General features: G+C 64.3%; 23 protein-coding genes. 12 read left to right on the top strand and 11 right to left on the bottom strand.

Features of this window, described 5'->3' with window-relative positions; translation table 11 throughout:
- Nucleotides 1-10 precede the first annotated feature (10 nt).
- The 3 genes from PV760_RS06935 to PV760_RS06925 all read left to right on the top strand — a co-directional run bounded on the left by PV760_RS06935 (nt 11) and on the right by PV760_RS06925 (nt 1,635).
- Nucleotides 11-916 carry a carbohydrate ABC transporter permease gene (locus PV760_RS06935; protein WP_354627410.1) on the top strand — a complete coding sequence of 302 codons (906 nt, stop codon included), beginning with the start codon at nt 11-13 and terminating at the stop codon, nt 914-916.
- A gap of 94 nt (nt 917-1,010) precedes the next feature.
- Nucleotides 1,011-1,319 (top strand): MmcQ/YjbR family DNA-binding protein, encoded by a 309-nt coding sequence (locus PV760_RS06930; RefSeq protein ID WP_354627409.1) that lies wholly within the window; start codon nt 1,011-1,013, stop codon nt 1,317-1,319.
- Between the two features lie 10 nt (nt 1,320-1,329).
- A complete protein-coding gene (locus tag PV760_RS06925) occupies nt 1,330-1,635 on the top strand; it encodes a hypothetical protein (protein WP_354627408.1) in 306 nt (101 codons plus the stop codon).
- Nucleotides 1,636-1,733: 98 nt separating this feature from the next.
- Here PV760_RS06925 and PV760_RS06920 read toward each other — a convergent pair whose 3' ends face one another.
- The 4 genes from PV760_RS06920 to PV760_RS06905 are packed head-to-tail and all read right to left on the bottom strand — an operon-like array spanning nt 1,734 to nt 6,842.
- Nucleotides 1,734-2,546, bottom strand: a complete 813-nt coding sequence (locus PV760_RS06920) for a bifunctional allantoicase/(S)-ureidoglycine aminohydrolase (RefSeq protein ID WP_354627407.1) — start codon at nt 2,544-2,546, stop codon at nt 1,734-1,736.
- A 14-nt stretch (nt 2,547-2,560) separates the two neighbouring features.
- Entirely contained in the window at nt 2,561-3,823 is a 1,263-nt protein-coding gene (locus PV760_RS06915) for a DUF6986 family protein (protein WP_018778849.1), read from the bottom strand.
- Between the two features lies 1 nt (nt 3,824).
- On the bottom strand, nt 3,825-5,423 hold the full coding sequence (gene aceB, locus PV760_RS06910; protein ID WP_193589993.1) for a malate synthase A: 1,599 nt from the start codon (nt 5,421-5,423) through the stop codon (nt 3,825-3,827).
- Nucleotides 5,424-5,441: 18 nt separating this feature from the next.
- The gene (locus PV760_RS06905; protein ID WP_306878294.1) at nt 5,442-6,842 is read right to left on the bottom strand and encodes an NAD-dependent malic enzyme; all 1,401 of its coding nucleotides are present in this window, start codon (nt 6,840-6,842) and stop codon (nt 5,442-5,444) included.
- Nucleotides 6,843-7,063: 221 nt separating this feature from the next.
- Here PV760_RS06905 and PV760_RS06900 point away from each other — a divergent pair, with 221 nt between their 5' ends.
- Nucleotides 7,064-7,819 carry an IclR family transcriptional regulator gene (locus PV760_RS06900; RefSeq protein WP_224088895.1) on the top strand — a complete coding sequence of 252 codons (756 nt, stop codon included), beginning with the start codon at nt 7,064-7,066 and terminating at the stop codon, nt 7,817-7,819.
- A 130-nt stretch (nt 7,820-7,949) separates the two neighbouring features.
- On the opposite strand, the gene PV760_RS06895 is transcribed toward PV760_RS06900, so the two are convergent.
- Both PV760_RS06895 and pucL read right to left on the bottom strand, forming a co-directional pair.
- Nucleotides 7,950-9,452 (bottom strand): nucleobase:cation symporter-2 family protein, encoded by a 1,503-nt coding sequence (locus PV760_RS06895; protein WP_079582059.1) that lies wholly within the window; start codon nt 9,450-9,452, stop codon nt 7,950-7,952.
- 166 nt (nt 9,453-9,618) lie between these two features.
- Nucleotides 9,619-10,533, bottom strand: coding sequence for a factor-independent urate hydroxylase (pucL, locus tag PV760_RS06890; RefSeq protein WP_018778854.1), 915 nt, complete (start codon nt 10,531-10,533; stop codon nt 9,619-9,621).
- A 369-nt stretch (nt 10,534-10,902) separates the two neighbouring features.
- Between pucL and PV760_RS06885 the strand changes: the two genes are divergently transcribed.
- Nucleotides 10,903-11,079: a hypothetical protein gene (locus tag PV760_RS06885; RefSeq protein WP_018778855.1), complete on the top strand. Its 177-nt coding sequence runs from the start codon at nt 10,903-10,905 to the stop codon at nt 11,077-11,079.
- 172 nt (nt 11,080-11,251) lie between these two features.
- On the opposite strand, the gene PV760_RS06880 is transcribed toward PV760_RS06885, so the two are convergent.
- Entirely contained in the window at nt 11,252-12,184 is a 933-nt protein-coding gene (locus PV760_RS06880; RefSeq protein ID WP_354627406.1) for a type IV toxin-antitoxin system AbiEi family antitoxin domain-containing protein, read from the bottom strand.
- Nucleotides 12,185-12,633: 449 nt separating this feature from the next.
- Here PV760_RS06880 and PV760_RS06875 point away from each other — a divergent pair, with 449 nt between their 5' ends.
- Complete coding sequence (locus PV760_RS06875) at nt 12,634-14,226, top strand: hypothetical protein (protein WP_354627405.1); 1,593 nt, start codon at nt 12,634-12,636, stop codon at nt 14,224-14,226.
- A gap of 143 nt (nt 14,227-14,369) precedes the next feature.
- On the opposite strand, the gene PV760_RS06870 is transcribed toward PV760_RS06875, so the two are convergent.
- A complete protein-coding gene (locus tag PV760_RS06870; protein WP_354627404.1) occupies nt 14,370-15,725 on the bottom strand; it encodes an 8-oxoguanine deaminase in 1,356 nt (451 codons plus the stop codon).
- Between the two features lie 399 nt (nt 15,726-16,124).
- Here PV760_RS06870 and PV760_RS06865 point away from each other — a divergent pair, with 399 nt between their 5' ends.
- From PV760_RS06865 to PV760_RS06845, 5 genes are all read left to right on the top strand, one after another.
- Complete coding sequence (locus tag PV760_RS06865) at nt 16,125-16,619, top strand: nucleoside deaminase (protein WP_018778860.1); 495 nt, start codon at nt 16,125-16,127, stop codon at nt 16,617-16,619.
- Nucleotides 16,620-16,625: 6 nt separating this feature from the next.
- Complete coding sequence (locus PV760_RS06860) at nt 16,626-18,209, top strand: NCS2 family permease (RefSeq protein ID WP_018778861.1); 1,584 nt, start codon at nt 16,626-16,628, stop codon at nt 18,207-18,209.
- A gap of 329 nt (nt 18,210-18,538) precedes the next feature.
- Complete coding sequence (locus PV760_RS06855) at nt 18,539-19,762, top strand: XdhC family protein (RefSeq protein ID WP_354627403.1); 1,224 nt, start codon at nt 18,539-18,541, stop codon at nt 19,760-19,762.
- Nucleotides 19,753-20,688 carry an FAD binding domain-containing protein gene (locus tag PV760_RS06850; RefSeq protein WP_354627402.1) on the top strand — a complete coding sequence of 312 codons (936 nt, stop codon included), beginning with the start codon at nt 19,753-19,755 and terminating at the stop codon, nt 20,686-20,688. The genes PV760_RS06855 and PV760_RS06850 overlap by 10 nt, the downstream gene beginning before the upstream one ends.
- Nucleotides 20,678-23,452 carry a molybdopterin-dependent oxidoreductase gene (locus tag PV760_RS06845; RefSeq protein WP_354627401.1) on the top strand — a complete coding sequence of 925 codons (2,775 nt, stop codon included), beginning with the start codon at nt 20,678-20,680 and terminating at the stop codon, nt 23,450-23,452. Before PV760_RS06850 ends, PV760_RS06845 begins: the two co-directional genes overlap by 11 nt.
- A 124-nt stretch (nt 23,453-23,576) precedes the next feature.
- Here PV760_RS06845 and PV760_RS06840 read toward each other — a convergent pair whose 3' ends face one another.
- Nucleotides 23,577-24,044 (bottom strand): GNAT family N-acetyltransferase, encoded by a 468-nt coding sequence (locus PV760_RS06840; protein ID WP_354627400.1) that lies wholly within the window; start codon nt 24,042-24,044, stop codon nt 23,577-23,579.
- Between the two features lie 9 nt (nt 24,045-24,053).
- Nucleotides 24,054-24,692, bottom strand: coding sequence for a nicotine blue oxidoreductase (nboR, locus tag PV760_RS06835; RefSeq protein WP_354627398.1), 639 nt, complete (start codon nt 24,690-24,692; stop codon nt 24,054-24,056).
- Nucleotides 24,693-24,851: 159 nt separating this feature from the next.
- On the opposite strand from nboR, the gene PV760_RS06830 reads away from it, so the two are divergent.
- Nucleotides 24,852-25,043 carry a YegP family protein gene (locus PV760_RS06830; protein WP_044569301.1) on the top strand — a complete coding sequence of 64 codons (192 nt, stop codon included), beginning with the start codon at nt 24,852-24,854 and terminating at the stop codon, nt 25,041-25,043.
- An 85-nt stretch (nt 25,044-25,128) separates the two neighbouring features.
- Here the strand turns inward: PV760_RS06830 and PV760_RS06825 are convergent.
- A partial coding sequence (locus PV760_RS06825; protein WP_144652923.1) for a hypothetical protein occupies nt 25,129-25,320 on the bottom strand: 192 nt, incomplete at its 5' end.

Here is a 25,320-nt window from a genome sequence, read left to right as displayed (position 1 = left end):
AGGAAATGACATGAGCGAATACAAACTGCTGGCTCCCTTGACCGCCCGCAGGCGGGGACGCCGCGGTGTAAGTCCCGCCCTGCGCGGTGAACGCAGCGTAGTCCGGGGCATCGGTGTGGGGTTGCTGTGGCTGGTGGTCGCGATCAGCATCGCGGCGCTGGTGTGGATGGTGGCGCAGGCCTTCAGGGATACGCGGGCCATTCTGGACGACCCCTGGGGCGTGCCGACCTCCCTGGACTTCGGCAACTTCGTTCGGGCCTGGACCGTGGGAGACTTCGCGGTGGCCACGTGGAACAGCCTGCTGACCACAGTGGTGTCGTCGGTCCTTACCGTCGCCATCGCCGCGCCGTGCGCTTACTACCTGAGCCGGGTGGACAACAGGCTCACCCGCGGCCTGAGCCTGTACTTCATCCTGGGCCTCGGAATTCCGGCGCAGGTCATCCTGATTCCGCTGTTCGTGATGCTGAACAAGGTGTACCTCACGGACAGCATCATCGGATTGAACCTCGTCTACATCGGGGTTTCCATGCCGTTCACGGTCTTCCTGCTGACCGCCTTCTTCCGTTCCCTCCCCCTGGAAATGGAGGAAGCCGCAGCCCTCGACGGGACCACGGCCTTCGGAACCTTCTGGCGCATCACCCTGCCTTTGGCCAAGGGAGGCATCCTCACTGCCTTCATCCTCCAGGTCATCTCGCACTGGAACGAGACCCTTCTGGCCTTGACCCTGCTGCAATCCACTGAGAAGTACACGCTCCCGGTAGCGCTGATTTCGTTCGTCCAACAGCAGACCTACTCCGGCGCTGACTGGGGTGGACTGTTCGCAGGCTTGGTGATGGTGGTGCTGCCCATGCTGGTCATCTACGTGTGGCTGGGCCGGCGGCTCACCGAGGGACTCACGCTCGGGATGGGCAAATAGACGCTCGACGCCGGGGCTACGCAGCCGGCCTGCCTAGCTACGGGTTGCCCGGGATGTCTTGTCCTTGGAGGAGCGCCAATGCCACAGTGAAACCATGGCCACCGAAGAGGACGTCAGGAGGATCTGCCTGGAGATGCCGGGTGTCAGCGAACGCTTGAGCTGGGGTCAACCCGCCTGGTTCGCCAAGACGCTCATGGCACGTATCTGGGAAGACGGGGTTGTCACGGTCAAGACCGATGAACGTGAAGCGCTCGCAGCCATGGAACCGGACACCTATTTCTGGACACCTCATCACGACCAGTCCCCGAAGCTGCTCCTGATCCGACTGGAGGGGATCGACGTGGACGAGCTCGACGAACTGCTGCAGGAGTCGTACAGGATCGCAGGGGTCGGCGCAGGCTAGACTCGGCCGCATGGGGGACAACAACACGCCTGGGGAACACCACTCACCGCAGCCCGCCCGGAAACTGGCGGTCGTCGTCGTGCCCTTGCTGGGCCTGGTTGCCGTGATCGTGGGGCTGATCGTGGCGTGGAACGGAACCAACGAACCGATTGGTTGGTTCGCCTACGCGCCGCTGAGCGACAACGTCTTCCAACCGAGCGGGGGGAGCTTTGTCAGCCGCGGAAGCCAGCTGGGACTGGCTGTAACGGGGGCCGGCCTGCTGGTCCTCGCGTTCTGCGCCGGGCTAGCCATCGGCCGCCGCCAAGTTCGCCGCTGACTTCGCCGCGGGAACGCGAAAACGCCGCAGAAACGCGAAATCGCCGGAGAGCTCCAGCGAACTGGCAGCTTTTCGGCGATCTCGGCGCAAGCAGAAGACTAGGTGAGCCTCACCTGGCGGTTCATGTCCTTGTACAGCAGGTAGCGGAACTCGCCCGGTCCACCGGCGTAGCAAGCCTGCGGGCAGAACGCGCGCAGCCACATGAAGTCGCCAGCTTCCACCTCAACCCAGTCGTTGTTGAGCAAGTACATGGCCTTGCCTTCCAGCACGTACAAGCCGTGCTCCATGACGTGGGTTTCCGGGAATGGGATCACGCCGCCGGGCTGGAAGGTCACGATGTTGACCTGCATATCGTGGGCGAGGTCGCTGGAGTCCGTGAAGCGAGTGGTCTTCCAGACGTCGTTGGTGTCCGGCATGGAGGTGGGCTCCACGTCCTTCTCGTTGGTGACGAAGGACTTGGCCTCGAAGCCTTCAAGTCGCTCGTAGGCTTTGCGGATCCAGTGGAAGGAGACGATGTCGTCCGAGACGTTTTCCAGGCCCCACTCCGCGCCGGCGGCAAGGTAGGCGTAGCCGCCCTCCTCGAGGTGGTGCAGTTCGCCGTCGAGCGTCAGGTTGACCTGGCCCTTGGTCACGAAGATGACGCCTTCAACGCCGGCCTCGAACTCTGCCTTGGGTGCCCCGCCGCCCGGTGCGATCTCGACGATCAGCTGGGAGAACGTGGTGGCGAAGCCGGAAATCGGCCGCGCGATGATCCAGGAACGCGTGTTGGAGAAGCCCGGGAGGTTGCTGGTGACGATGTCCGTCATCACGCCCTTGGGGATCACCGTGTAAGCCTCGGTGACGATCGCCCGTTCCGTGGTCAGATGTGTCTGGGGCGGCAGTCCGCCCTGCGGGTAGTAGTAGTTGCCCATGCGGGAAGCTCCTATCAGTGGGAAGTCGGTTGTGCGAGCCGCGGGTGCGCAAGCGCGGTCAGCTGTGAAAGTTCGACGCCGGCAAGCGCCTTGACCTCGTCGGTCCCCACTGCGCCGCACTGGACGCCGCGGAGGACGAAGCCTGCGAGGGCACGGGCCGTGGCCGGCTCGTCCATGACGCCGCCTTCGGTGCGTTCCACGTAGTTGCGCAGGCGCAGTGCCGCGGCGGGAAGGCCTTCGCGGTAGAACGCATACGACGCCGAGAAGCGGCTGGGCAGCTGGGCGGCGTGGAGATCCCAGCCTTGGTAGTAGCCGTTCTCCAGGGAACGGCGGACCAGCCGGCCGTGCAGCTTCCAGGCATCTTCCACGGCGTCACCGACGGGGATGATGTTGGTGGAACCGTCGGAGAGACGGATTCCCGTGCCGGCAACAGCGAGCTGCATGACTTCCTTGGCGAAGTCGGCCACGGGGTGCTCCATGGACTGGTATTCGGCGGAGATACCCAGCGAGGCGCTGTAGTCGTAAGTCCCGTAGTGCAGGGCGCTGATACGGCCCGGAACAACGTGGGGGAGCTGGGCTACCGGGGAGGTCCCGTCGGCACCGATGATGAGCTGCGGCGTTTCCACCTGCACCTCGAAGCGGAGCCGGCCTGCGGGGAGTCCGTGCACTTCTTCCAACCGCGACACTGCGAAGTCCATGGCCTGCACCTGTGCCACCGTGGTGACCTTGGGCAGGGTGAGGATCAGCCCGGCAGGGAGTTCCCCGGCCTGGGCCAGGGTGGAGACGAACAGGTCCAGGGTCTTCAGGCCGCGGGCACGCGTCGGTGCTTCGAAGCACTTGAAGCGGATGCCGATGAACGGCGGGGCCGTTCCGGCGGCAACTGCTGCGGCAACTGCGTTGGCGGCAGCAACGGCGTCGGCGTCTTCTGCCTCATCGCCGCGGTCGCCGTAGCCGTCCTCGAAGTCCAGACGGAGGTCCTCGATCGGCTCGGAAGCGAGCTTCGCGGCGACGCGCTCGGCAACAGCGGCAGCCAGGTGCGGTTCCTGGCCCAACAGCTGACCGAGCTTTTCGAGGCCACCGTGGGCTTCCGCCGTCGCGAGTGCCTGGGCGCCCCAATCTGCCACGAAGGTGGGCGTGAAGCGGTCGGCGGGGATGTAGACGGTGTGGATGGGCTGGCGTGAGCCGTCGTCGCCGGGGTAGTTGCGGTCAAGCAACTGGTCCGTTGCCTCCAGCTGCGACTCAATGTGTGCCAGGTCGGATGCAGAGAATGAACCCATCTCAGCCCACCAGCTCATACGCGGGCGTGGTGAGGAAGTCCGTGTAATCGTCGGAGAGACAGATGTCCTCGATCAGCTTGGACGCCGGCTCGTAGTACTTGGTGAAGTTCTCGTCGCCGAACTCGATCCGCAGGCGCTCGGTTTCTTCGCCCAGGATGCGGGTGACCAGTTCGCGGGTCACGGTGTTGCCCGTGTCGGCGAGGACGGACTTGTTGCGGATCTGCTGCCACACCTGCGAGCGGGAGATTTCCGCGGTCGCGGCGTCTTCCATGAGGTTGTGGATGGCTACCGCGCCGCTGCCGGAGATCCAGACGCCCGTGTAGGCGACGGCGACGTACAGATTCAGCCGCAGGCCGGCTTCCGTGACGGTTCCGCCGGCGGACGCGACGTCGATCAGCTGCTCAGCGGTGACGTTCACCTCCGGGCGCTGCTTGTCCAGCTGGTTGGGCCGGTCACCGAGCACGGAGTCGAAGACTTCGCGGCAGGTGGGAACGAGGTCCGGGTGGGCAACCCATGAACCGTCGAAGCCGTCGTTCGCCTCACGGGTCTTGTCGGCGCGGACCTTGTCGAAGGCAGCGGCGGTGACGTCGGGCTGCTTGCGGTTGGGGATGACGGCGGCCATGCCACCCATGGCGAAAGCGCCGCGCTTGTGGCAGGTCTTGACCAGGAGTTCGGTGTAGGCGCGCATGAACGGAGCCGTCATGGCAACGGTGGCGCGGTCCGGGAGGACGAACTCTTCGCCTGCATCACGGAAGTACTTGATGATGCTGAAGAGGTAGTCCCAGCGGCCGGCGTTCAGGCCAGAGGCGTGGTCACGGAGTTCGTAGAGGATCTCGTCCATTTCGAACGCGGCCGGGATGGTCTCGATCAGCACGGTGGCGCGGACGCTGCCCTGCGGGATGCCGAGGAAGTCCTGGGCGAAGACGAAGACGTCGTTCCAGAGGCGTGCCTCCAGGTGGCTCTCCATCTTGGGCAGGTAGTAGTACGGGCCGTGGCCGTTGAGCAGAAGCTGCTTGGCGATGTGGAAGAAGTGCAGGCCGAAGTCCACCAGCGCACCTACGGCGGGTTCGCCGTCGATCAGCAGGTGGCTCTCTTCCATGTGCCAGCCGCGGGGGCGGGCCACCACAACGGCCAGGGGAGCGTCCGTGCGGAGACGGTATTCCTTGCCTTCGGGGGAGGTGTAGCTCAGGGTTCCCTGGGCGGCGTCGCGGAGGTTGAGGATGGCGTCGATGACGTTGGGCCAAGTGGGCGTGCTGGCATCTTCGAGGTCAGCCAACCACACCTTGGCGCCGGAGTTGAGGGCGTTGATGGCCATCTTGGCCGGGGTCGCGGGGCCGGTCATCTCAACGCGGCGGTCCTGCAAAGCTGCGGGTGCCTCGGCAACCTTCCAGTCGCCGTCGCGGATTTCGCGGGTCTCCGGAAGGAAGTCCAGGCGGCTGGTTTCGGCGACCTTTTGGCGCTTGGCCTTGCGGGCCTCCAGGAGTTCGTTGCGGGTGCCTGCGAAGCGCTGGTGCAGTTCCTCGATGAAGGCCAAGGCCTTGGGGGTGAGGATTTCCTCGGCGCGATCGATCGGCTGGGGATCTGTGACTGTGATAGCCATGTGAGCGGATTCCTTTTTCTAGAGTGCGCTGGCGGCGTTGGCGTGCGCAGCGTTGGCTACGGCGGTCGCTACATCGGCGGCAACATGGGGATCGAAGACGCTGGGGATAATGTAACTCGCGTTCAGCTCCTCGTCAGCTACCCGGTTGGCGATTGCCTCGGCTGCGGCTACCAGCATGTTCGGCGTGATGTCCGATGCTCCGGCATCCAGCAGGCCCCGGAAGAAGCCGGGGAAGGCCAGCACGTTGTTGATCTGGTTCGGGAAGTCGCTGCGGCCCGTGGCCACCACTGCTGCGTGCTTGGAAGCAACCACGGGATCGATTTCCGGCGTCGGGTTGGCCATGGCGAACACGATCGCGTCCTCGGCCATGGAAGCAACCTGCTCCTCGCCGATCACGTGCGGGGCGCTGACGCCGATGAAGACGTCCGCTCCCTTGAGGGCGTCGTGCAGGGTTCCGGAGAAGCCTTCTTCGTTGGTGTTCGCGGCGATCCAGCTGCGGTGCTCGTCGTCGTACTTTTCGCCCGAGTGGATGGCTCCGGAGCGGCCGGCGGCGATGATGTGCTGCGCGCCCTGGGCCTTGAGGAGCTGGATGATGGCCGAGCCGGCAGCGCCGACGCCCGAGACCACGATCTTGACTTCGGAGAGCTTCTTGTCCACCACACGCAGGGCGTTGACCAAGGCAGCGAGCGTGACGATCGCGGTGCCGTGCTGGTCATCGTGGAAGACCGGGATGTCGAGTTCTTCGCGGAGGCGGTTCTCGATTTCGAAGCAGCGCGGCGCGGCGATGTCTTCGAGGTTGATGCCGCCGTATACCGGTGCCATGGCCTTGGCGATCATGATGATCTCTTCGGTGTCCTGTGTATCCAGACAGACCGGCCAGGCATCCACGTTGGCGAACTGCTTGAAGAGCGCGGCCTTGCCTTCCATCACGGGAAGGGCGGCTGCGGGGCCGATGTTGCCGAGGCCCAGGACTGCGGAACCGTCGGTGAGGACGGCGATGGTGTTGCGCTTGACCGTCAGGTTGCGGGCAGCGGCCGGGTCTTCCGCGATCGCCATGCAGACGCGGGCGACGCCGGGAGTGTAGGCGCGCGACAGGTCGTCGCGGTTGCGCAGGGCTACTTTGGGGACAACTTCGAGCTTGCCGCCCAGGTGCATGAGGAAGGTGCGGTCCGAGACGTGCTGGACGGTGACGCCGTCGAGGGCGTTCAGGGCGTCCTTGACGCGGGCTGCGTGGTCGTCGTCGGTGGTATTGCAGGTGACGTCAACGACGATCGTCTCGTGGTGGGATTCCGTGACGTCCAGCGCGGTGATTGCTGCACCGGCTGCGCCGACGGCTGCTGCCAGTTCGCTGGTAGCGGTGAAGCTCGACGGTGCGGCGACGCGCAGGGTGATCGAGTTTCCGGGGCTCGGATTCGCCATTGAAATTCCTCCTGTAAGGCCCGTTCCCGGGCCGCCGTTCCAAACTGAATGTTTTCGTATTATGGATATTATTATCTACAAAGTGGAAACACAAGCCCTTGCTTGGTCATGTTCGGTGTCATCGCAGAGGTGCGCCTCGTGCTGTATCTTGGGTGTTCTAAGCAATTCTTTTCACGATGCGGATAAGAGTTGTCGGAATCTGAGTCATTGGAGACAAGGGAATGGCTGAAAAAGCCTCCGGAGGCGTGCAGTCCGTTGAGCGCGTCTTTGAACTGTTGGAACTGATCACGGACGCGGGCGGCGATGTCACCCTGAGCGAGCTCTCGTCGTCCACTGACCTGCCCCTGCCCACCATCCACCGGCTGCTGCGCACGCTGGTGTCGCTGGGCTACATCCGGCAGCTGCCCAATCGCCGTTACGCCCTGGGCCCGCGGCTGATCCGGCTGGGGGAGGGCGCCAGCAAGCAGCTTGGCGCCGTGGCTCGTCCGCAGTTGAAGACCCTGGTGGAACGCCTCGGGGAGACTTCCAACATGGCAGTCCTCGATTCCGACATGGTCATCTACGTGGCGCAGGTCCCGTCCATGCACTCCATGCGCATGTTCACCGAGGTGGGCCGCCGCGCCCACACGCACGATACCGGCGTCGGCAAAGCCATCCTGGCCCAGCTGGACGACGAGCAGGTCCGCGGAATCGTTGCACGCACCGGCATGCCTACTCCCACGGCCAAGAGCATCGGCGATATCGACTCCCTGCTGGCAGACCTGAAGCTCATCCGTGAACGCGGCTACTCCATTGACGAGGAAGAGCAGGAACTCGGTGTCCGCTGCTTCGCCATGGCCGTTCCCAACGCTCCCACGCCCACGGCGATCTCCGTCTCCGGCCCCATCACCCGCGTGGACCAAAGCTTCGCCGACCGCGCCGTGCCCATGCTGCGTGAAGCAGCCCTGGCCATCTCCGCGGAGCTGAACCAGAACTAACGCCCGGTTGGCATTTGATGGCAATGTTCCGCCGGAACATTGCCATCTTTTGTCGTCCCGCCGGGACGAAAAGAAGGCGGCAGTGTCCCCCAAGGAAACACTGCCGCCTTCTGTCATCTGCGGACCGGAGCTAGTGCTCTGACGCGCTGGATGTCTTGAGCGGAACTTCGTTGCCGTCCGCGTCGATCAGCTTGCCGTTTTCGAAGCGGTCGCCTTCGCTGAGGCACTTGATGTCCTCTTCGCTGACGATCCGGTCCGTGCCCGCGACGAACACCGACTGGTTGTCAGAGTTGCCGGCCTTGAAGTGGTTGAAGAGGATGTTCAGGATGATCGCCATGACCGCAGCGGAGCTGATGCCGGAGTGGAAGATCGTGGAGAACCAGGAAGGGAACTGGTCGTAGAACTTCGGTGCCGCAATGGGGATCATGCCGAAGCCAATGGAAGCGGCAACGATGATCAGGTTCATGTTGTTCTTGTACTCGACCTTGGCCAGGGTACGGATACCGCTGGCTGCCACCGTACCGAACAGCACGACGCCGGCGCCGCCCAGGACCGGCGTCGGAACCGCTGCGACAACCCGGCCGAGGATCGGCAGGAGACCGAGGATGACCAGGATGAGGCCGCCGGCGCTGACCACGAAGCGGCTCTTGATGCCGGTGATGGCGACGAGTCCCACGTTCTGGGCGAAGGCGCTCTGGGTGAAGGAGTTGAACAGCGGGGAGATCGCGCTGGAGAGCATGTCGGCGCGGAGGCCGTCGCCGATGCGGCGGGAGTCAACCTTGGTGTCGACGATTTCGCCCACTGCGATGATGTCTGCCGAGGTCTCGGTGAGGGTCACCAGGATAACGATGAGCATGGAGATGATCGCGGCAATTTCGAAGGTGGGAGCACCGAAGGCGAAGGGCGTGGGGAATGCCACGATGTCGCCCTGGCCCACCTTGGAGAAGTCAGCCATTCCTGCAATAAGCGCGATGATGGTTCCGATCACCATGGCCAGGAGAATCGAGAGCCGGGAAATGGCGGCGTTGCCCACCTTGCTCAGCAGCAGGACGATGCCCATGGTGGCCGCCGCGAGCCCGATGTTGGAGACGCTGCCGTAGTTCTCGGCCTTGGCGTTGCCACCCATGGCCCAGTTCGCGGCCACGGGCATCAGCGTCAGGCCGATGGTGGTGATCACCGTGCCCGTCACCACGGGCGGGAAGAATTTGATGATCTTGGAGAACAGGGGAGTGATCGCCAGGCCAATCAGTGATGCCACGATCACCGAGCCGAAGACCGCCTGGATCCCGCCACCGCCTTGGACGATCGCCACCATGGTTGAGACGCCTGCGAAGGAAACGCCCTGTACCAGCGGCAACTGCGAGCCGAACCACGGGATGCCTACAGTCTGGAGGATGGTGGCCAGGCCGCCAACGAACAAACAGGCGGCAATAAGGAGGCCGATGTCCTGCGAGGACATGCCGGCGGCTGCACCGATGATCAGCGGCGGAGCAATAATTCCGCCGTACATGGTGAGGACGTGCTGGAAGCCGTAGGCGAAGGTGCTTCCGATGGAGAGCCTCTTGTCCTCGGGCCGTTCAGGACGGTGCGAGGCGGTGGTATTCGCGGGGCGGGATTTTTTCTTGATGTTCATGGCAGACTTCCTGGGTTCATGGCAGACGTCTTCGTCTGGCTAACTGTGTCTGGCTAACAAAATCTTTGGTGTTGCGGGGTTTTTGGGGTCGGGTTTGGGTGCAGGCCCGGCCCTTGCGGGGCGCTTCGGGGCCGGACCTGCACGCAAGTCCCTGGGGTGTTGCGGTTTAGCAGAAGCCGGCGATGCCGCTCCATGCAACGGGTGCAGCCTCGATGTTCTCGCGCTGGACAGTTGCTTCGATGAGGCCGTACGGGCGGTCGGCGGCGAAGAAGACCTCGTTGGGGTTGTCCAGGCCGAACGGGCTCAGGTCAACCAGGAAGTGGTGCTTGTTGGGCATGGAGAACTTGATTTCATCAACTTCGCTGTGTGCTTCCAGGACCTTCTTGCCCATGTCGAACAGCGTCTGCTGCAGGGCGTGGGAGTAGTTCTCGGTGAAGCCTTCCAGCAGGAGGGCCTTGATGTCGTCGTAGCTCTTGTTGAAGTCCGTGCCGGCGACGTCCAGGTTGGTGTTGTAGCGCCAGCGGGCGGATACGTCGGTGGCCAGGATGCGGTCGGTGGTCTCCGGGAGGGTGGTGTACTTGTCGCGCGGGTAGCCGACAAAACCGGACTGCGTGGTCTTGAGGACGGTCAGGTCCTTGAGGCCGGAAATCACGTGCGTGGTTGCGCCATCACGGACGACGACGGCGGTACGCACCTCCTGGCCGTTGCGGACGAAGCTGTGGTCGTGTCCCTCGCCGTGTGCCTGGATGCGGTCCCAGCTGTAGGCCTCGGCTTCCCAACGGCCGCCGGTGACCCAGTCGAATCCCCCGGTGAAGTGGTCCGCGAGGCGCAGGAGGAAGGATTCGGGCGAGCCGATGCCTTCACGGGCAAACGCGTAGACAGTGTTCTTCTGGGTGTCCGTGGCAACGACGTGGCCGTTGTCGCCCTGAAGGTGTGCGGCCTGGAAGTCGCCGCGCAGCTGCGAGGTGACGTTCAGGTCTTCGATGTGGTGGCGGTCCGTATCCCGAGTGACCTTGACGACGCGGACTTCTGCTTTGCCGTACTGGTTTTCGCCGAGGACGATGTTGTTGCTCATGGTCATATCCCAACTTCTGTGAGGTGGAACCTACGTTCCATCAATGAAATTAAGCGCGTGTTTCCACTGCGTTTCTGGTGGAGCCGACCCAACAAAAAAGAGCCGGCATCCATGGATGCCAGCTCATTACGACCCTGCCTGCTGCTCTCAGGTTACGTGACCTACGCCACGAACTGATTCGAGAGTAGCGCATGTTTTCGGGTTGTGTATATGGCTTCCCGGTGATCGTTATGAACTACCCGAATGTGACCGGGGCAACTTTATTCGGCTTCTCCGGGGGTCTTGACGGACGACTCGCCCGCTGCCTACACTTTCCACATAACAATAAAAGTTTTCCGAAGAGCGGAAACTGAGCACGAGATAGAGGAGGAACAGATGGACTCGAAGGATACGAACAGCGTCGTGGAATTCCCGGCGCCGGGCCAGGAACTGTACCTGCCCTTTGGTGCGACAGATCCGGACTTCTACATTCCGGCCGACTGTGATCGTAAGGCCGGCGGGTTCTCCCGTTGGCTGCGTGCGCTTCCGGTGTTCGGCCGGCAGCGCCCCTGATCTGCAACAGGGGCGCGGACTCTGCGCAACAGAGCCAACGGCGGGCGGCACCTGGGGAGGTGTCGCCCGCTTTGTTGTGCCCGGACGCGCTTGGTTCTCCCGCTGTTTCGATGCTTCGCTGCACAGTGTGCCGTGCGCAGCATCGAGTGTGCAGCGGACCCCCGAACCGGGTTCAACTCCGTTGCCGCAGCGCACGAAGGACCCGCATTTTGAACTCCTGTTCCCGGTACAAGTCCCGCCAGCGGACGCGGATGAACGTCCAGCCGAGCTCCATCAAGGCCTTCTCGCGCAGCCGTTCCTTGTACAGCACCTCGGCCGTGGGCGCGTAGTCGAAGTACTTGACCTTGCCATCAAACTCCAAGGCCACCTGCTTTTTCCGCCAGGCAAAGTCCAGGCGATGATCTCCCTCGGCTGATGAGACCCTGACCTGCAGCTCAGGCATCTCGATCCCGAGGCGTTGCAGGAGCTCACGCGTCAATGTTTCGCCGGGAGATTCCGACCTCGCATCCGCGTTCTCCAGGGCTCTGCGTAACGAGAGGACTCCATGGCGTCCCTTGAGGAGGGCGCACCTTCGCCGGATTTCCCCGGCGTCAGCGCCTTTTCGCAGGGCGTGGTCCATCAGCACCAGGGATTGCTTGTCATTGAGTATGAGGCAGCTATCCACCACAGTTCGTTCCAGTGAGGTGCAGGGCATGCCCCTTACCGTCTGGACGTCGCCCGCCGCCAAGGTGCGGGTATGCGGCACGACGTCAGCTCCGTGGGACGTGGAAGATGCGGTGGTTGGGGTGGTGATGTGCACCCGGTCATCAACGTTAAGGAGAAACAAGCCATGAAGTCGCGCCGCCGAAGTGTGGCTGTAGACGAAGCCGCGTGCCGACGTCGTTAGTGTTCCGTGGGCGTGTGCGGCGATCAGCTGCAGGCTCCTTACGGCAGGTTTTTGAGCTGCCCAGGTACTGCCCCTGAGATAGCACCCCCTGCGAAGCCTCACCAACTCCCCGCTCCGCACCAGGGAAGCAATTCTCCTGTCGTTGAAGCCGGCCTGGTGGAGTTCGTTGGTTCGCCATAAATCCATGCCTTCCGGTAACTGCCGGGATTTCGTCGTCATCAAAACAGCCTCGATTGCGAGGGCTTTCACGAATAGTCGCCGGTTGTCCTCTGTGGAAAACCCGTTTCGTTGCCCGGCTGCAGCCTGTGCCGTGCGCGCGGCACGTTGTGCGGCGGGGCATCGAACCGGTCGGATGTGGGTGCGTCACATTCAGTTCAGATGTGGCCTGCGTCACGTAAGCTGGGCTGGCGGCCGCCCTCCGGGTTCTTCAAAGGCCGTCGCGACCCCACGACGGGCCGCATATGCGGGCTCGATGACGCCGGACAGAAGTCCGCACGCGTTGCATTGCCGCAGGTCGGGCAAGGATAGGCGCTCGTCATCGGGCTGAGCCGGGACACGGATTCCCGGCCGATAATCCCTGCGCTGCAGGAGACAAAAGAGAAGCCGGGAGTGGGGATCCGGCGCCACGGCAGTCCGGTTGCGGCTGCTACCCAAAGGAAAACAATGTCATGAAACCCACTATCATCACGCTCGGGGCTGTGCTCGCGTTGGCCCTCGCCGGCTGCACGGACCCCGGCACGCCCCTGCCCACGGAAAGCCCGACGGTCACGTCGACGGCGGAACCCACCTCAACTGCGACGGCGGAGCCCACCTCAACTGCGACGGCCACGCCCACGTCAGAGCCAACGTCGACGCCCACCCCGACCCCAACAGTGACGGCCACGCCCACGCCGACGCCAACACCCACCCCAACCCCAACACCAACCCCAACGCCGACCCCAACAGTGACGGCCACGCCCACGCCGACGTCGACGCCGACCCCAACAGTGACGGCCACGCCCACGCCGACGCCAACCCCAACGCCAACCCCAACCCCAACCCCAACCCCCACCACGCCCCCGGGCACCGGCAGCCTCGCCAACCTGCCCAGGATCCCGTGGGACGGCGGCCCGGATTACTGGAAGCAGTTCCCGAAGGCCGATGCGGCCGGCTGGGATGATCCGGCGTTCCTGCCCATCGTCGTCTGGTACGGCTCGCCCGGAAGCGACGCGCAGCTGAAGTACGACAAAGCGCTCGGGATCAACACCTACGCCCAGGGCAACCCGGCGACTCCGTCCGCGGGCATCACGGCCAACGGCATGTTCACGTTGTTCTCGCCCAACGACGCCCCCGCGGATTGGGCCAGTCAGGTGGGAACGCTCCTGGACGATGAAGTGGATGGCCGGTTCGACACCGCCTCGGGCCTGGCGCACATGCGTTCATTGGCCGCCCAGTTCGACCCCGCCAAGACAGGCCGGTTTACCTACTCGAACTGGACTTCGGGGATCGTTACCTATGACCGGTCCATGGCGTTCAGCGCGGACTATTACAACACGGCCAATGTGAACTCAGTGGACCAGTACTTCTACGCAGTACCGCAATGCGACTGGGGCGACAACCAGCTCCGTTGGCGTACGCCGGTGGGACAGACCCCGATCGTGACATCGAACTGCCGTACGGCGTCGAGCTACGGGAAGATTATTTCCCTGCAGAACGAGGTGAACGCGGCCCGCAATGTGCAGGCTCCCATTTGGGCCCTGCCAACCGTGGTGTCCACGGGCGGCTCCACCGGGGGTTACAGGCAGCTCACTCCGGAGCAGACCAAGGCCCAGGTGTGGGCGTCGATCATTCATGAGGCCCGGGGCATTGTCTGGTTCAGCCAGTCGCCGGACCAGCAAAACATCAATGACTGCATCAGTGGTGACGCCTTCGCGGACGCACGGCTCAGGGGCACCGCATGCCTCAAGGACCAGGTAGCTGCAGCCGGTGCGGTGAACAACCAGATCAAGGCCCTGGCGCCCGTGATCAATACCCAGTCCTATGTATGGGACTTCGGTGACGGCATTGATTCGATGCTGAAGGTCAAGGATGGATCCGCGTACATCTTTGCCATGGGCGAGGACGGCACTACAGGTTCCAGGACCTTTGCGCTTCCCTCAGGGATCACCGGCACGCAGGTGGAGGTTGTGGGCGAGAACCGGAGCATCGCGGTGCAGGGCGGGAAGTTCACGGATTCCTTCGCCAATGAGTACACGCACCACGTCTACAAGATCACGGTCTAGCCAAGGCCCTTCGCGTCATCGCTGGAGAATGACGCGCGGGAACATCGGGTGAACCCGTTTCGTTGGCTCACTGCGCACTGTGCCGCACGCACGGCACAGTGCGCAGCGAAGCCACGAATCGGGCCACCGGAGAGGCCGTAAAGCTATCCGGCTACGAGCTTCCGCGCCGCAGCCGAGTGTTCGGCGATCAGCCCGGCCACGTCAAGGTCGGGTATCGCCCCGTCCACTACGCGCCACTGACCGCCAACCATCACGCGGTCTGCCCGGTCCGCGCCGCAGAGCAGCAAGGCGGCAACGGGATCGTGGCTGCCGGAGAAGCGCAGCTCATCAGGCTTGAACAAGGCCAGGTCGGCCTGGAGCCCGGGAGCCAGCTGCCCGGTGTCGGAGCGACCCAGAACAGCTGCGGATCCCCGTGTCGCCCAGCCCAGGGCGCGCTCCACGGGCACGGAGGCGCCGTAGCGCAGACGCTGCAAGTACAGTGCTTGCCGCGCTTCGAGGATCATGTTGGAGGCATCGTTCGACGCCGATCCATCCACGCCCAGCCCCACCGGCACACCCGCCGCCTCGAGTTCCAGCACGCGTGCGGTCCCGGATGCCAGCCTCATGTTGGAGGTGGGGCAATGCGCGACGGCGGTTCCGGCGGCTCCCAGCCTGGCGATCTCCTCGTCATTGAAGTGGATGCCGTGTCCCAGCCAGGTTCGGGATCCCAACCAGCCCACTGATTCCAAGTAATCCACGGTCCGCAGGCCGAACATTGACCGGCAGAAGTCCTCCTCATCGATGGTTTCCGCGAGGTGTGTATGGAGCCGGACGTCGAAGCGTTCGGCCATGGCGGCGCTTTCGGCCATGATTTCCTTGGTCACGGAGAAGGGAGAGCACGGTGCCAGCGCGATCTGCACCACGGCTCCATCGCCGGTCTCGTGGTACTGGCGGATCAGTCGTTCGCTGTCCGCAAGGATCGCCGCAGGTGACTGGACCGTGGTTCTGGGCGGAAGCCCGCCGTCGTCCTCTCCCAGGGTCATGGACCCGCGGGTGAGTGTCGCCCGCATGCCCATGGAACGGACGGCCGCGACCTCGATATCGATGGCGTCTTCCATACCGTCAGGGAAGAGGTAGTGGTGGTCGGCGGCCGTGGTGCAGCCGGAGAGCAGCAACTCCGCCAACGCGACCTGCACCGCGAGTTCCAGGCTGCGGGGCGTCAGCCGCGCCCACACCGGATAGAGATTTTGCAGCCATGGGAACAAGGGCGCATTGGCCACGGGACCCCAGGCGCGCGTGAGGGTTTGGTAGAAGTGGTGATGAGTGTTGATGAGGCCTGGAAGGACCACGTGTCCGGACGCGTCAAAGACGGTGGTAGGGGAAGAAGGTTGGCCGCCCGAGGGCACCAACTCCACGATTTTCCCGTCGGAAACCACCAGGCCGCCGCCGGCGTCGAGGTCGTTTGCGGTGAAGATGCCCAGCGGATTCCTGATCCACAGCCGGGAGGGGGATTGCGACATAAGGGGTTCCTTGTCTGGTCGGCGTGTTCGCGTTCCAGCTCAGTTAGGCCCTGTCTGCTGATCCAGGTTACGCGCCACCAAGGGCGTCGTTCAGAAAAGCGTAGAAGCCCCGACGGCGGCAGTCAACGCCCGCGGGCAGTCACATTTGGCCTGCACCCACCCGGATTAAGTAATTTCGTATGACGAAATTAAGTTTTCAAAAAACTATGGCGCGGCTCACAAACGTGGTGCTACGCTCTAACTGCCAAAGGCGGGCACCCGGACTTCGGGAAGCTATCTACCAGGCGCAACTTAACCTTCATCGCACATGCTGAAGCCTGGTAACCGAGCTGACTGGAGCTCTTTTTGCAGCGCCCCCAAACGGTCACCCGGCTTCCACAGCACTAAGGAAGTCGCAACATGAGTACAACCGTCACGGCCGAGCAATTCCTGGCCACATCCATTGAGCTGGCTACAGCCAATGTCCTCAACAGTGGGGGCCCGTTCGGGGCCGTCATTGTCACCGCGGACGGACGAGCCTTTGAAGGCGTCAACCGCGTTACCGCCTCGAACGATCCCACCGCACACGCAGAAGTCACGGCCATCCGCAATGCCTGCCGCGAACTGGGAACCTTCGATCTGAGCGGAGCAACCCTCTACACCAGCTGCGAGCCATGCCCCATGTGCCTGGCTTCCGCGCTCTGGGCACGCGTTGACCGCGTGTTCTTTGCCGCAGACCGTCACGACGCCGCATCCGTCGGCTTCGATGACGCCGTCTTCTACGAGTACTTCGAGAACGACAACCGGGACGCGCTGATGCCGGTAGCCAAGCTGGAACTGGGCGACCCCCAGGCTCCGGAGGCCCTCCAGCCGTTCAACACATGGAACACGCTTGATTCCAGGATTGATTACTAGGGCCCGGTGGCTGACATGAACATCCTGGACAACGCAGAAATGCAGACAGCAGCTGAAAAGCAGGCTGCGCTCTTCCCCGAGGGAAGCAAAGGCGCAGAGCCCACAGCCGCAAAGCACACGGCAACCGGACAGGCCAGCGGCAACAGCAAGCCCCCGGTGTCGAACTCCTTCCTGGACAAGTTTTTCCAGATCTCCAAGCGTGGATCCACGCTGGCCCGTGAATTCCGGGGCGGCCTGGTCACCTTCTTCACCATGGCGTACATCGTCATCCTGAACCCGCTGATCCTGGGCGGTTTCTCCGCGGAAAACGCCCCGACGGACGTGGCCGGCGGTTGGCTTTCGGCCGCCCAGGTCGGTGCCGTCACCGGCTTGACCGCAGGGGTCATGACCATTGTTTTCGGTCTGATCGCCAACCTGCCGTTCGGCCTGGCAGCAGGCCTGGGCATCAACTCCTTCCTGGCGGTAGCAGTCATCCAGGAAGTCACGTGGCCGGAAGCCATGGGCCTGGTGGTCATCAACGGCATCCTGATCGTCCTCTTCGGTGCCACAGGTGCCCGGACGGCGATCTTCAAGGCGGTCCCCAAGGAACTCAAGGCCGCCATCACCGTTGGCATCGGCCTGTTCATCGCCTTCATCGGCTTTGTCGACTCCGGTTTTGTCCGTCCCACCGCGGGCGGCCCGCCGGTCCAGCTGGGCAATGATGGATCCATCACCTCCATCCCCACCCTCGTCTTTATTGTTGGATTGCTGGCCATGGGCATCCTCGTGGCACGCAAAATCCAGGGCGGCCTGCTGATCGGCATCGTCGCCACCACGGTCCTTGCCGCAGTTGTCGAGGCCATCTTCCACATCGGACCCGGCACCGCGGACAACCCCGGCGGTTGGCACCTCAACGTGCCCATCCTGTCCAGTCAGCTGGTGTCCGTTCCGGACCTCAGCCTGGTGGGCCAGTTCGACCTCTTCGGTTCGTTTGCCCGGATTGGCGGTCTCGCCGCCACCATGCTGGTCTTCACCCTGGTGTTCACCAACTTCTTCGACGCCATGGGCACCATGACCGGCCTGGCCAAGAGCGCCGGCGTGGCACACAAGGACGGCACGTTCCCCAAGCTGAAGTCGGCCTTCATCGTTGAAGGCATGGGTGCAGTGGTGGGCGGGGCAACCTCGGGTTCATCCAACACCGTGTACATCGACTCCGCAGCCGGCATCGGCGAAGGCGCACGCACCGGCCTGGCCTCCGTGGTCACCGGCCTGCTGTTCCTGGGCTCGATGTTCTTCACACCGCTTACCTCGGTTGTCCCGCTGGAAGTGGCTGCTGCGGCACTGGTGGTGGTGGGCGCGATGATGATGGCGCAGATCCGCGAGATCAAGTTCACCAAGTTCTCCATCGCGCTCCCTGCGTTCCTCACCATCGTGACCATGCCGCTGACGTACTCCATCGCCAACGGCATCGGGGTCGGGTTCATCTCCTTCGCGGTGATCAGCGCAGCCTCGGGCAAAGCCAAGAAGGTCCATCCGCTCATGTGGGTGGTCACGGTTGGCTTCATCATCTACTTTGCCCGCGGACCCATCAACGCCCTGATGGGCGTCTGACCGGGACCGCACCCCGCGCCGGCGGGTCCCTTCCGGCACTCCGATCGACGGTCCGTCGGTACCCACCGCATGAATAGGCGTCCGTCGTCGTGGTCCCTCTCACCAGGCACGACGACGGGCGGCGGCCGGACGCCGACGCTCCGTCAGGGAACGGGGGCAGGGAGATGAAGCCCTTGCCCCCGTTCCTATGAACACTGACCGATTGAACTCTTACTGAAAAACCGCGACTACCCCTCAACATCCTCCGAAAATGAGAATATGGGGCAAGATCGCGCACTGCTCCGGCTGGGCCATCCCGGCCGGGACACCTGGAAAAAGGACGTGTTGCCATGCTGGATCTGATGCCTTCACTGGGCAGCTGGCGGCCTGCGGTCTCCGGCCAACGACTGGCCGTGGCCACGATCGTAGGGAGCGGCGGTTCCGTGCCGCGGCCCTTGGGGACCTCCATGATGGTCTCCGAAAACGGCGAAATCCTGGGCAGCTTGTCCGGTGGTTGCGTTGAAGGCGCCGTCGTGGAGGCGGCGCTGGAAGCCATGCGCGACGGCGGTCCGCGCCTTGAGTCCTACGGCTTCAGTGCCGAGGACGCGTTCGCCGTCGGACTTACCTGCGGCGGCGAGCTGGAAGTCCACATCCAGCCTTTCGGGGCCGGCGCGCCGGAACTGTCATTGTTCGCCGGACCCCAACGCCCGGCAGCCTTGATTCGCCGGCTCGATGCCAAGGGCGGAGTCATGGTGGTGGATGACCCTGTGCGGTTCCGGGCCATGGAGTCGCAGGAACTTGCCGTACTGCTGGGCGACCACCCCTCCACGCTTTTTGCCGCAGCTGCCCAGGTGGAGCCACTGCTCCAGGGCGGCCGGGCGGGTCTGGTCCGGCTGGCCCCGCCGGAAGGATGCATCGACGGATGGGTCACCACCGAAAGGCTGGCCGCCCCGCCCCGGGAAGAAGGAGAGCCACAGCCCATCACGTTGTTCGTGGAAAGCCGCTTGCCGGCGGCACGGATGATTGTCTTCGGAGCCAACGACTTCGGCGCAGCCCTGTTGCCGGCCGGGCAGCTCCTTGGCTACAACGTCACCCTCTGTGATGCCCGGCCTGCCTTCGCCTCCCAGCAGCGTTTTTCCGGTGCAGACCAGGTGGTCACCGACTGGCCGCACCGTTACCTCGAGTCCGAGGCAGCCGGTGGGCGACTCGATTCCCGCACCGTGGTGTGCGTCCTGACCCACGATCCCAAGTTCGACATCCCCTTGATCCAGGCCGCGCTCCGGCTGAACCTGTCCTACGTCGGTGCCATGGGTTCGCGCCGCAGCCACCGCCAACGGGTGGACGCACTCCTGCAGGCCGGAACACCTTCCGAAGACCTGGACCGCTTGCATTCGCCCATCGGGCTGGACCTCGGCGCCGTGACTCCGGCCGAAGTAGCCGTCTCCATCGCAGCCGAAATCATCGCCGGGCGCGGGACCAGCCACCACAGGGATAGCTTCCCTTCCCTCAAAGACAGCACCGGTCCGATCCACCCGGCCCCTCGACACCTCACTCAGGAGGACCCATGGACATGAACACCATCGAGGCCGTGGTCCCCACCACGGACCCCGCGCAATGGCGTGAAGGCGATGCCTGGCTCGCCGGAGGCACTGTCCTCTTCTCCTACGGGAGCACCGTACTCACGCGGCTGCTGGACCTTGGCCAAGCCGGCTGGCCGGCCATCACCGTCACCGATGACGGGATTGAACTGGCCGCTACCTGCACCGTTGCGGAGCTCTATGCCCTGCCGCTTTCCTCCGGTACCGCGGACCGTGAGTGGCCGGGACTGGCACTGATCCGGCCGTGCTGCGACTCGTTCGTGGCGTCGTTCAAGATCTGGAACATGTCCACGGTTGGCGGGAACATCTGCACCGGGCTGCCTGCCGGGCCCATGACGTCCCTCTGCGCAGGACTGGATGGTACGGCAACCATCCTCAGCCCTGACGGAAGCAGTCGGACCGTTCCGGTGGCAGACGTTGTGGTGGGCGATATGCAGACAGTGCTGGAGCCGGGGGAGTTGCTCCGCAGCATCCACCTCCCCGCCGAAGCGCTCTCCGCCCGGGTGGCTTTCCGGCGTTTGTCCCTGAGCAACCTGGGGCGCTCCGGAGTGCTGCTTATCGGCAGGCTCGACCCCGTTTTTGGCCTGGTCATCACCGTCACCGCAGCCACCAAAAGGCCCGTACAACTCAGGTTCCCCGTCGGCCAGGTTCCCGACGCAGCAGCGCTGGCCCACGCCGTCGGGCGTTCCATTCCCTGGCCGCTGTACCACGACGACATCCACGGGCTCCCGGCATGGCGCCGCGACATGACCCTCAAGCTGGCCGAAGAGATCCGGGCCGAGCTGCTGGATGAGTCGATGACGGTGTCCGGCGATTTCTGGCCGCCGCATGCCACTTCGCCCCAGCCGTCCACGCAACCCGAAACGTCAGGCACCCACAAGGAGGCCTCCCATGGCAATTGAGATCAACGGCACCGCCGCGCAGGACGCCCCCCGCCCCGGCCAGTGCCTTCGCACGTTCCTCCGGGAGCAAGGCAACTTCGGCGTCAAGAAGGGCTGCGACGGCGGTGACTGCGGTGCCTGCACAGTGCACGTCGACGGCACGCCCGTACACAGCTGCATCTACCCGGCGGTCCGTGCCGAGGGCAAAGCAGTCACCACCATCGAGGGCCTGGCCACGGCCGATGGCCTGCACCCTGTGCAGGAACAGTTCCTGGAGGCGCAGGGTTTCCAATGCGGTTTCTGCACCGCCGGGATGATGATGACGGCAGCCACGTTCGACGACGAGCAACGCGCCAACCTGCCCCGCAACCTCAAGGGCAACCTGTGCCGCTGCACCGGCTACCGCGCCATCGCGGACGCGGTCTGCGGCCACGGCGGCGTTCCCGCCACCGCAGCTCCCGTTCCCGCCACGCCCGGCCAGCTCGGGGACAACGTCCCCGCACCCGCCGGCCAGGCCGTGGTGACAGGCACTGCCCGCTACGCCCTGGATGTCCCGGCTGAACAATTGCCGGGCCTGCTGCACATGAAACTGCTGAGGTCCCCGCACCCCCACGCGCGGATCGTGTCCATCAACAAGGCCCCCGCGCTGGCGGTTCCGGGCGTGGTGGCTGTCTTCACCCACGAGGATGCCCCGCAGCAGCTCTTTTCCACGGCGCAGCACGAGAACTTCACGGACGATCCCGACGACACCCGAGTCCTGGACGACGTGGTGCGGTTCATCGGGCAGCGGGTGGCCGCTGTGGTCGCCGAATCCGTGGGCGCGGCTGAGGCCGGGGCCCGTGCGCTGGAGGTGCAGTACGAACTCCTGGAGCCGGTTTTCACTCCCCAGGAAGCCATCCTCCCCGGCGCGCCGGCCATCCACGGTGAGAAGGACGGCGAAGCGTCACGCATCTCCCGGCCGCTGCAGAACGTGGTGGCCGAGGTCCATGCTGAACTTGGCAGCGTGGCTGATGGTTTCGCTGCCGCCGATTTCATCCACGAACACACTTACCAGACCCAACGCGTCCAGCACGTGGCCATGGAAACGCACGCCTCCATTGCCTGGCTGGATGACGATGGCCGGCTGATGGTCCGTTCCTCCACGCAGGTTCCGTTCCTGGTGAAGCGGACGCTGAGCCGTCTGTTCAACCTGCCGCCGGAGACCATCCGCGTGGTGGCCGGTCGTGTTGGTGGCGGGTTCGGCGGCAAGCAGGAGGTGCTCACCGAGGACCTCGTTGCCCTTGCAGCCCTCACGTTGAAGCGGCCCGTCCAGCTGGAGTTCACCCGTACCGAACAGTTCACCGCAACCACTACGCGCCACCCCTTCACGATTCACCTGAAGGCCGGCGCCAACAGGGACGGATACCTCACCGCGCTGCAACTGAACGTCCTCACGAACACCGGCGCCTATGGAAACCACGCTCCCGGCGTGATGTTCCACGGTTGCGGCGAATCGTTGGCCGTGTACAAGTGCGTGAACAAGAAAGTGGATGCCCACGCCGTCTACACCAACACCGTTCCTGCCGGGGCTTTCCGTGGTTACGGGCTGAGCCAGATGATCTTCGCGATCGAGTCGGCCATTGATGAACTCGCAGTGGGCATCGGCATGGATCCCCTGGAGTTCCGGCTCAAGAACATGGTCCGGCCCGGCGATCACATGCTGTCCACTACGCCCGAGCCGGAAGAAGACGTCCACTACGGGAGCTACGGCCTTGACCAGTGCGTGGCGTTGGTGCGCGACGCCCTGGACCGGGGGAAGGAACGCTACCGTGCGGCAGGGCTGGACAACCTCGGGCCGGAATGGATGGTCGGGGAAGGCTCGGCGTTGTCCATGATCGACACCGTGCCGCCGCGTGGCCACTTCGCCCACACCCGGGTGAGCCTGGAAGCGGACGGAAGGTTCGCCGTCGACGTCGGAACTGCGGAATTCGGGAACGGCACCACAACTGTCCATGCGCAGCTGGCTGCCACCGCGCTGGCAACCTCGGCGTCAAAGGTGACGGTGCGACAGTCGGATACCGACTTGGTGGAGCACGACACCGGCGCGTTCGGTTCAGCCGGAACGGTGGTGGCCGGGAAAGCGACGCTGGGCGCTGCGCTCGAACTCGCCACCCGCATCCAAACAGTTGCGTCCTCGCTGACCGGTGCGCCCCTGGGCGATTGCCGTCTGGTGGACGGAGCCGTGGAGTGCGGCGACCGCTCGGTGCCGCTGAAGGACATCGTCGACGCCGCCCGGCTGCAAGGCGTTCGGCTCGCCACGGATGGGAACTGGGGAGGGACGCCGCGTTCGGTGGCGTTCAACGTCCATGGTTTCCGCGTCGCGGTGAACAGGGGAACGGGGGAGCTGCGGATCCTGCAAAGCGTGCAGGCAGCCGACGCCGGAGTGGTGGTGAATCCGCGGCAATGCCGGGGACAGATCGAGGGCGGGATCGCGCAGGCGCTCGGCGCGGTGCTGTACGAGGAAGTGAAAGTGGACGACGCCGGACGGGTCACCACGGACATTTTGCGGCAGTACCACATCCCGTCGTTCGCGGACGTGCCCCGGAGCGAGGTGTACTTCGCCGCCACCAACGACTCCACCGGTCCGCTGGGTGCCAAGTCCATGAGTGAGAGCCCGTTCAACCCGGTGGCACCCGCACTGGCCAACGCCATCCGCAATGCAACGGGCGTCCGCTTCGGTGAGCTGCCCATCGCGCGGGACAAGATCTACCTGGCCCTCCGCGACCGGACCACTGCGCCCGTCTAACCAGGCAGCCCGTCTAACGAGGCAGCCCGTCTAACGAGGCAGCTCGCCAACCCAGGCAACCCGCCAACCCAAGCAGGGGACAGCAAACGTCGGTATGAGCCTTCATGACGACGATTGTTGTCCCCTACTTGGGTGAAACGGGGAGTTCCATGAACACGCTGTGGGGGTCCAGGGCGTAGTCGCCGAACGGCGGGCATTCGGTGAAGCCATGCCGTGCATACAGGCGGCGGGCCGGGGCGAAGTAATCCTCCGTGCCGGTCTCGAGGCTGAGCAGTTCAAAGCCCCGGCGCCCGGCCTCGGCCACGATGTGTGCAAGCAACCGGGTTGCCACACCCCGTCCCCGGGCCTGGGCCGTTGTCCGCATGGACTTGATCTCGGCGTGCCCGGCGGACAACGCCTTCAACGCGCCGCATCCCAACAGCACGCCGTCCTCGCGGGCCGTCCAGAACGTGATCGATTCGTGGGACAACGCGGAGTGATCCAGCGCGTGGACGCTCTCGGCCGGAGACGTGGCGAACATGTCGGCCAGGTGCTCGCTCAAGAGGGCATGGACGTCAGGGCGTGCGGGATCGTCAGGTTCGATGCGGATCATGGAACCAATTTACCCGTCCAGAAGATGCAGCTGGTCCTTCGTATCCAGGTCCTCGCCCGAGCAGAGATCGCTGCAGTCCACCAGGTCCACCAACCCCGGATGGGCTTTGAGGAAGGAACGCGCGCCCGTGTCACCATGGGCGGCTGCGGCCGCCTCGGAGCGGAGGCCGACGTCGAAAATCACCGGGTGCCTGCGTTTCAGGTGGCCTGACGCATCCGGGTAGGCGGCTGCGGTGACCCGGCCGGGACGATGGCTGCCCAGCAACCTGCTCACCGCCGTCGGGGTCAACCCGGGCTGGTCGACCAGAGCCACCATGATGTTGTTGCCGGAGGTGGCGGCGTCGATGCCGGCGCGGAAGGATCCGGCCATTCCCTTGGCCCAGTCGGGGTTATCCACCACCGTATGCGGGCCCAGCTCCGTGGCGCCGCGGACGCGGTCGGCCTCGGCGCCGAGGACCACCACTACCTCGCTGCAGCCGCCGTCGAACAGTGTGTCGGCCAGGACTTCCACCAGCGTGCGGGCGCGGAAAGGCAGCAGCGCCTTGGGGCCACGCCCCAGGCGGGTGCCGGCGCCGGCGGCGAGCAGGACACCGGTGGTGGGTGTCCTGCCGGATGGAGTCATATCCTCACCATACGCGCGGGGGTTCATGCGGTCTCTAGCTCCTGGGTGGCTTTCCATTTGATCTACCGATATCGGTTTCAAACTACTGCTGAGTAGGGCTGTTGGCCCCGTGAATTGGCTATTAGGGTCGATGACGGAGTTATGAAGTCAGCTCGGTTACGCAACGACGCGTGAGGACAGGGGAAAATGGCGGGCAGTTTCGAGATTCTCAAAGCAGGTACCAATTCATTCCGTTTCAGGCTCACAGCCGAGGACGGCACAGTTGTGGCAGTGTCGCCGCAGTTTCCCAATTTGAAGGCCGTGGTGGCCGGTATCAACGCAGTCCGCGAGAACGCGGCAACGGGCTTTGTGGTCGACCGGCGGAACCTGGGCACCTGAGCCCGGTCCGGCGAAACCAGCACAACGACAGTTGGCGGCAGTGTTCTTCACGAACACTGCCGCCAACTGTCGTTAGTGCGGGTTGTCAGGCGTCGCCGCCTGCTCCGCCGGTGGTACCGGCGTTGACGTCGAGCAGTTTGTAGCGGTCAATGGCGTACGACGGCGCGCCCTCCTCGACTTCACCCCTCGCCGCCAGCAACTGGAGGGTTTTGGCGACGATGGAGTGGGTGTCGTTTTTGAAGTAGCGGCGTGCGGCTTGGCGGGTGTCGGAGAAGCC

This window comes from Paenarthrobacter sp. CC6, assembly GCF_040560085.1.
GTDB lineage: Bacteria > Actinomycetota > Actinomycetes > Actinomycetales > Micrococcaceae > Arthrobacter > Arthrobacter nicotinovorans.
The sequence above is the reverse complement of the archived record's forward strand: the minus strand, read 5'-3'. Positions and strand labels throughout refer to the sequence as shown.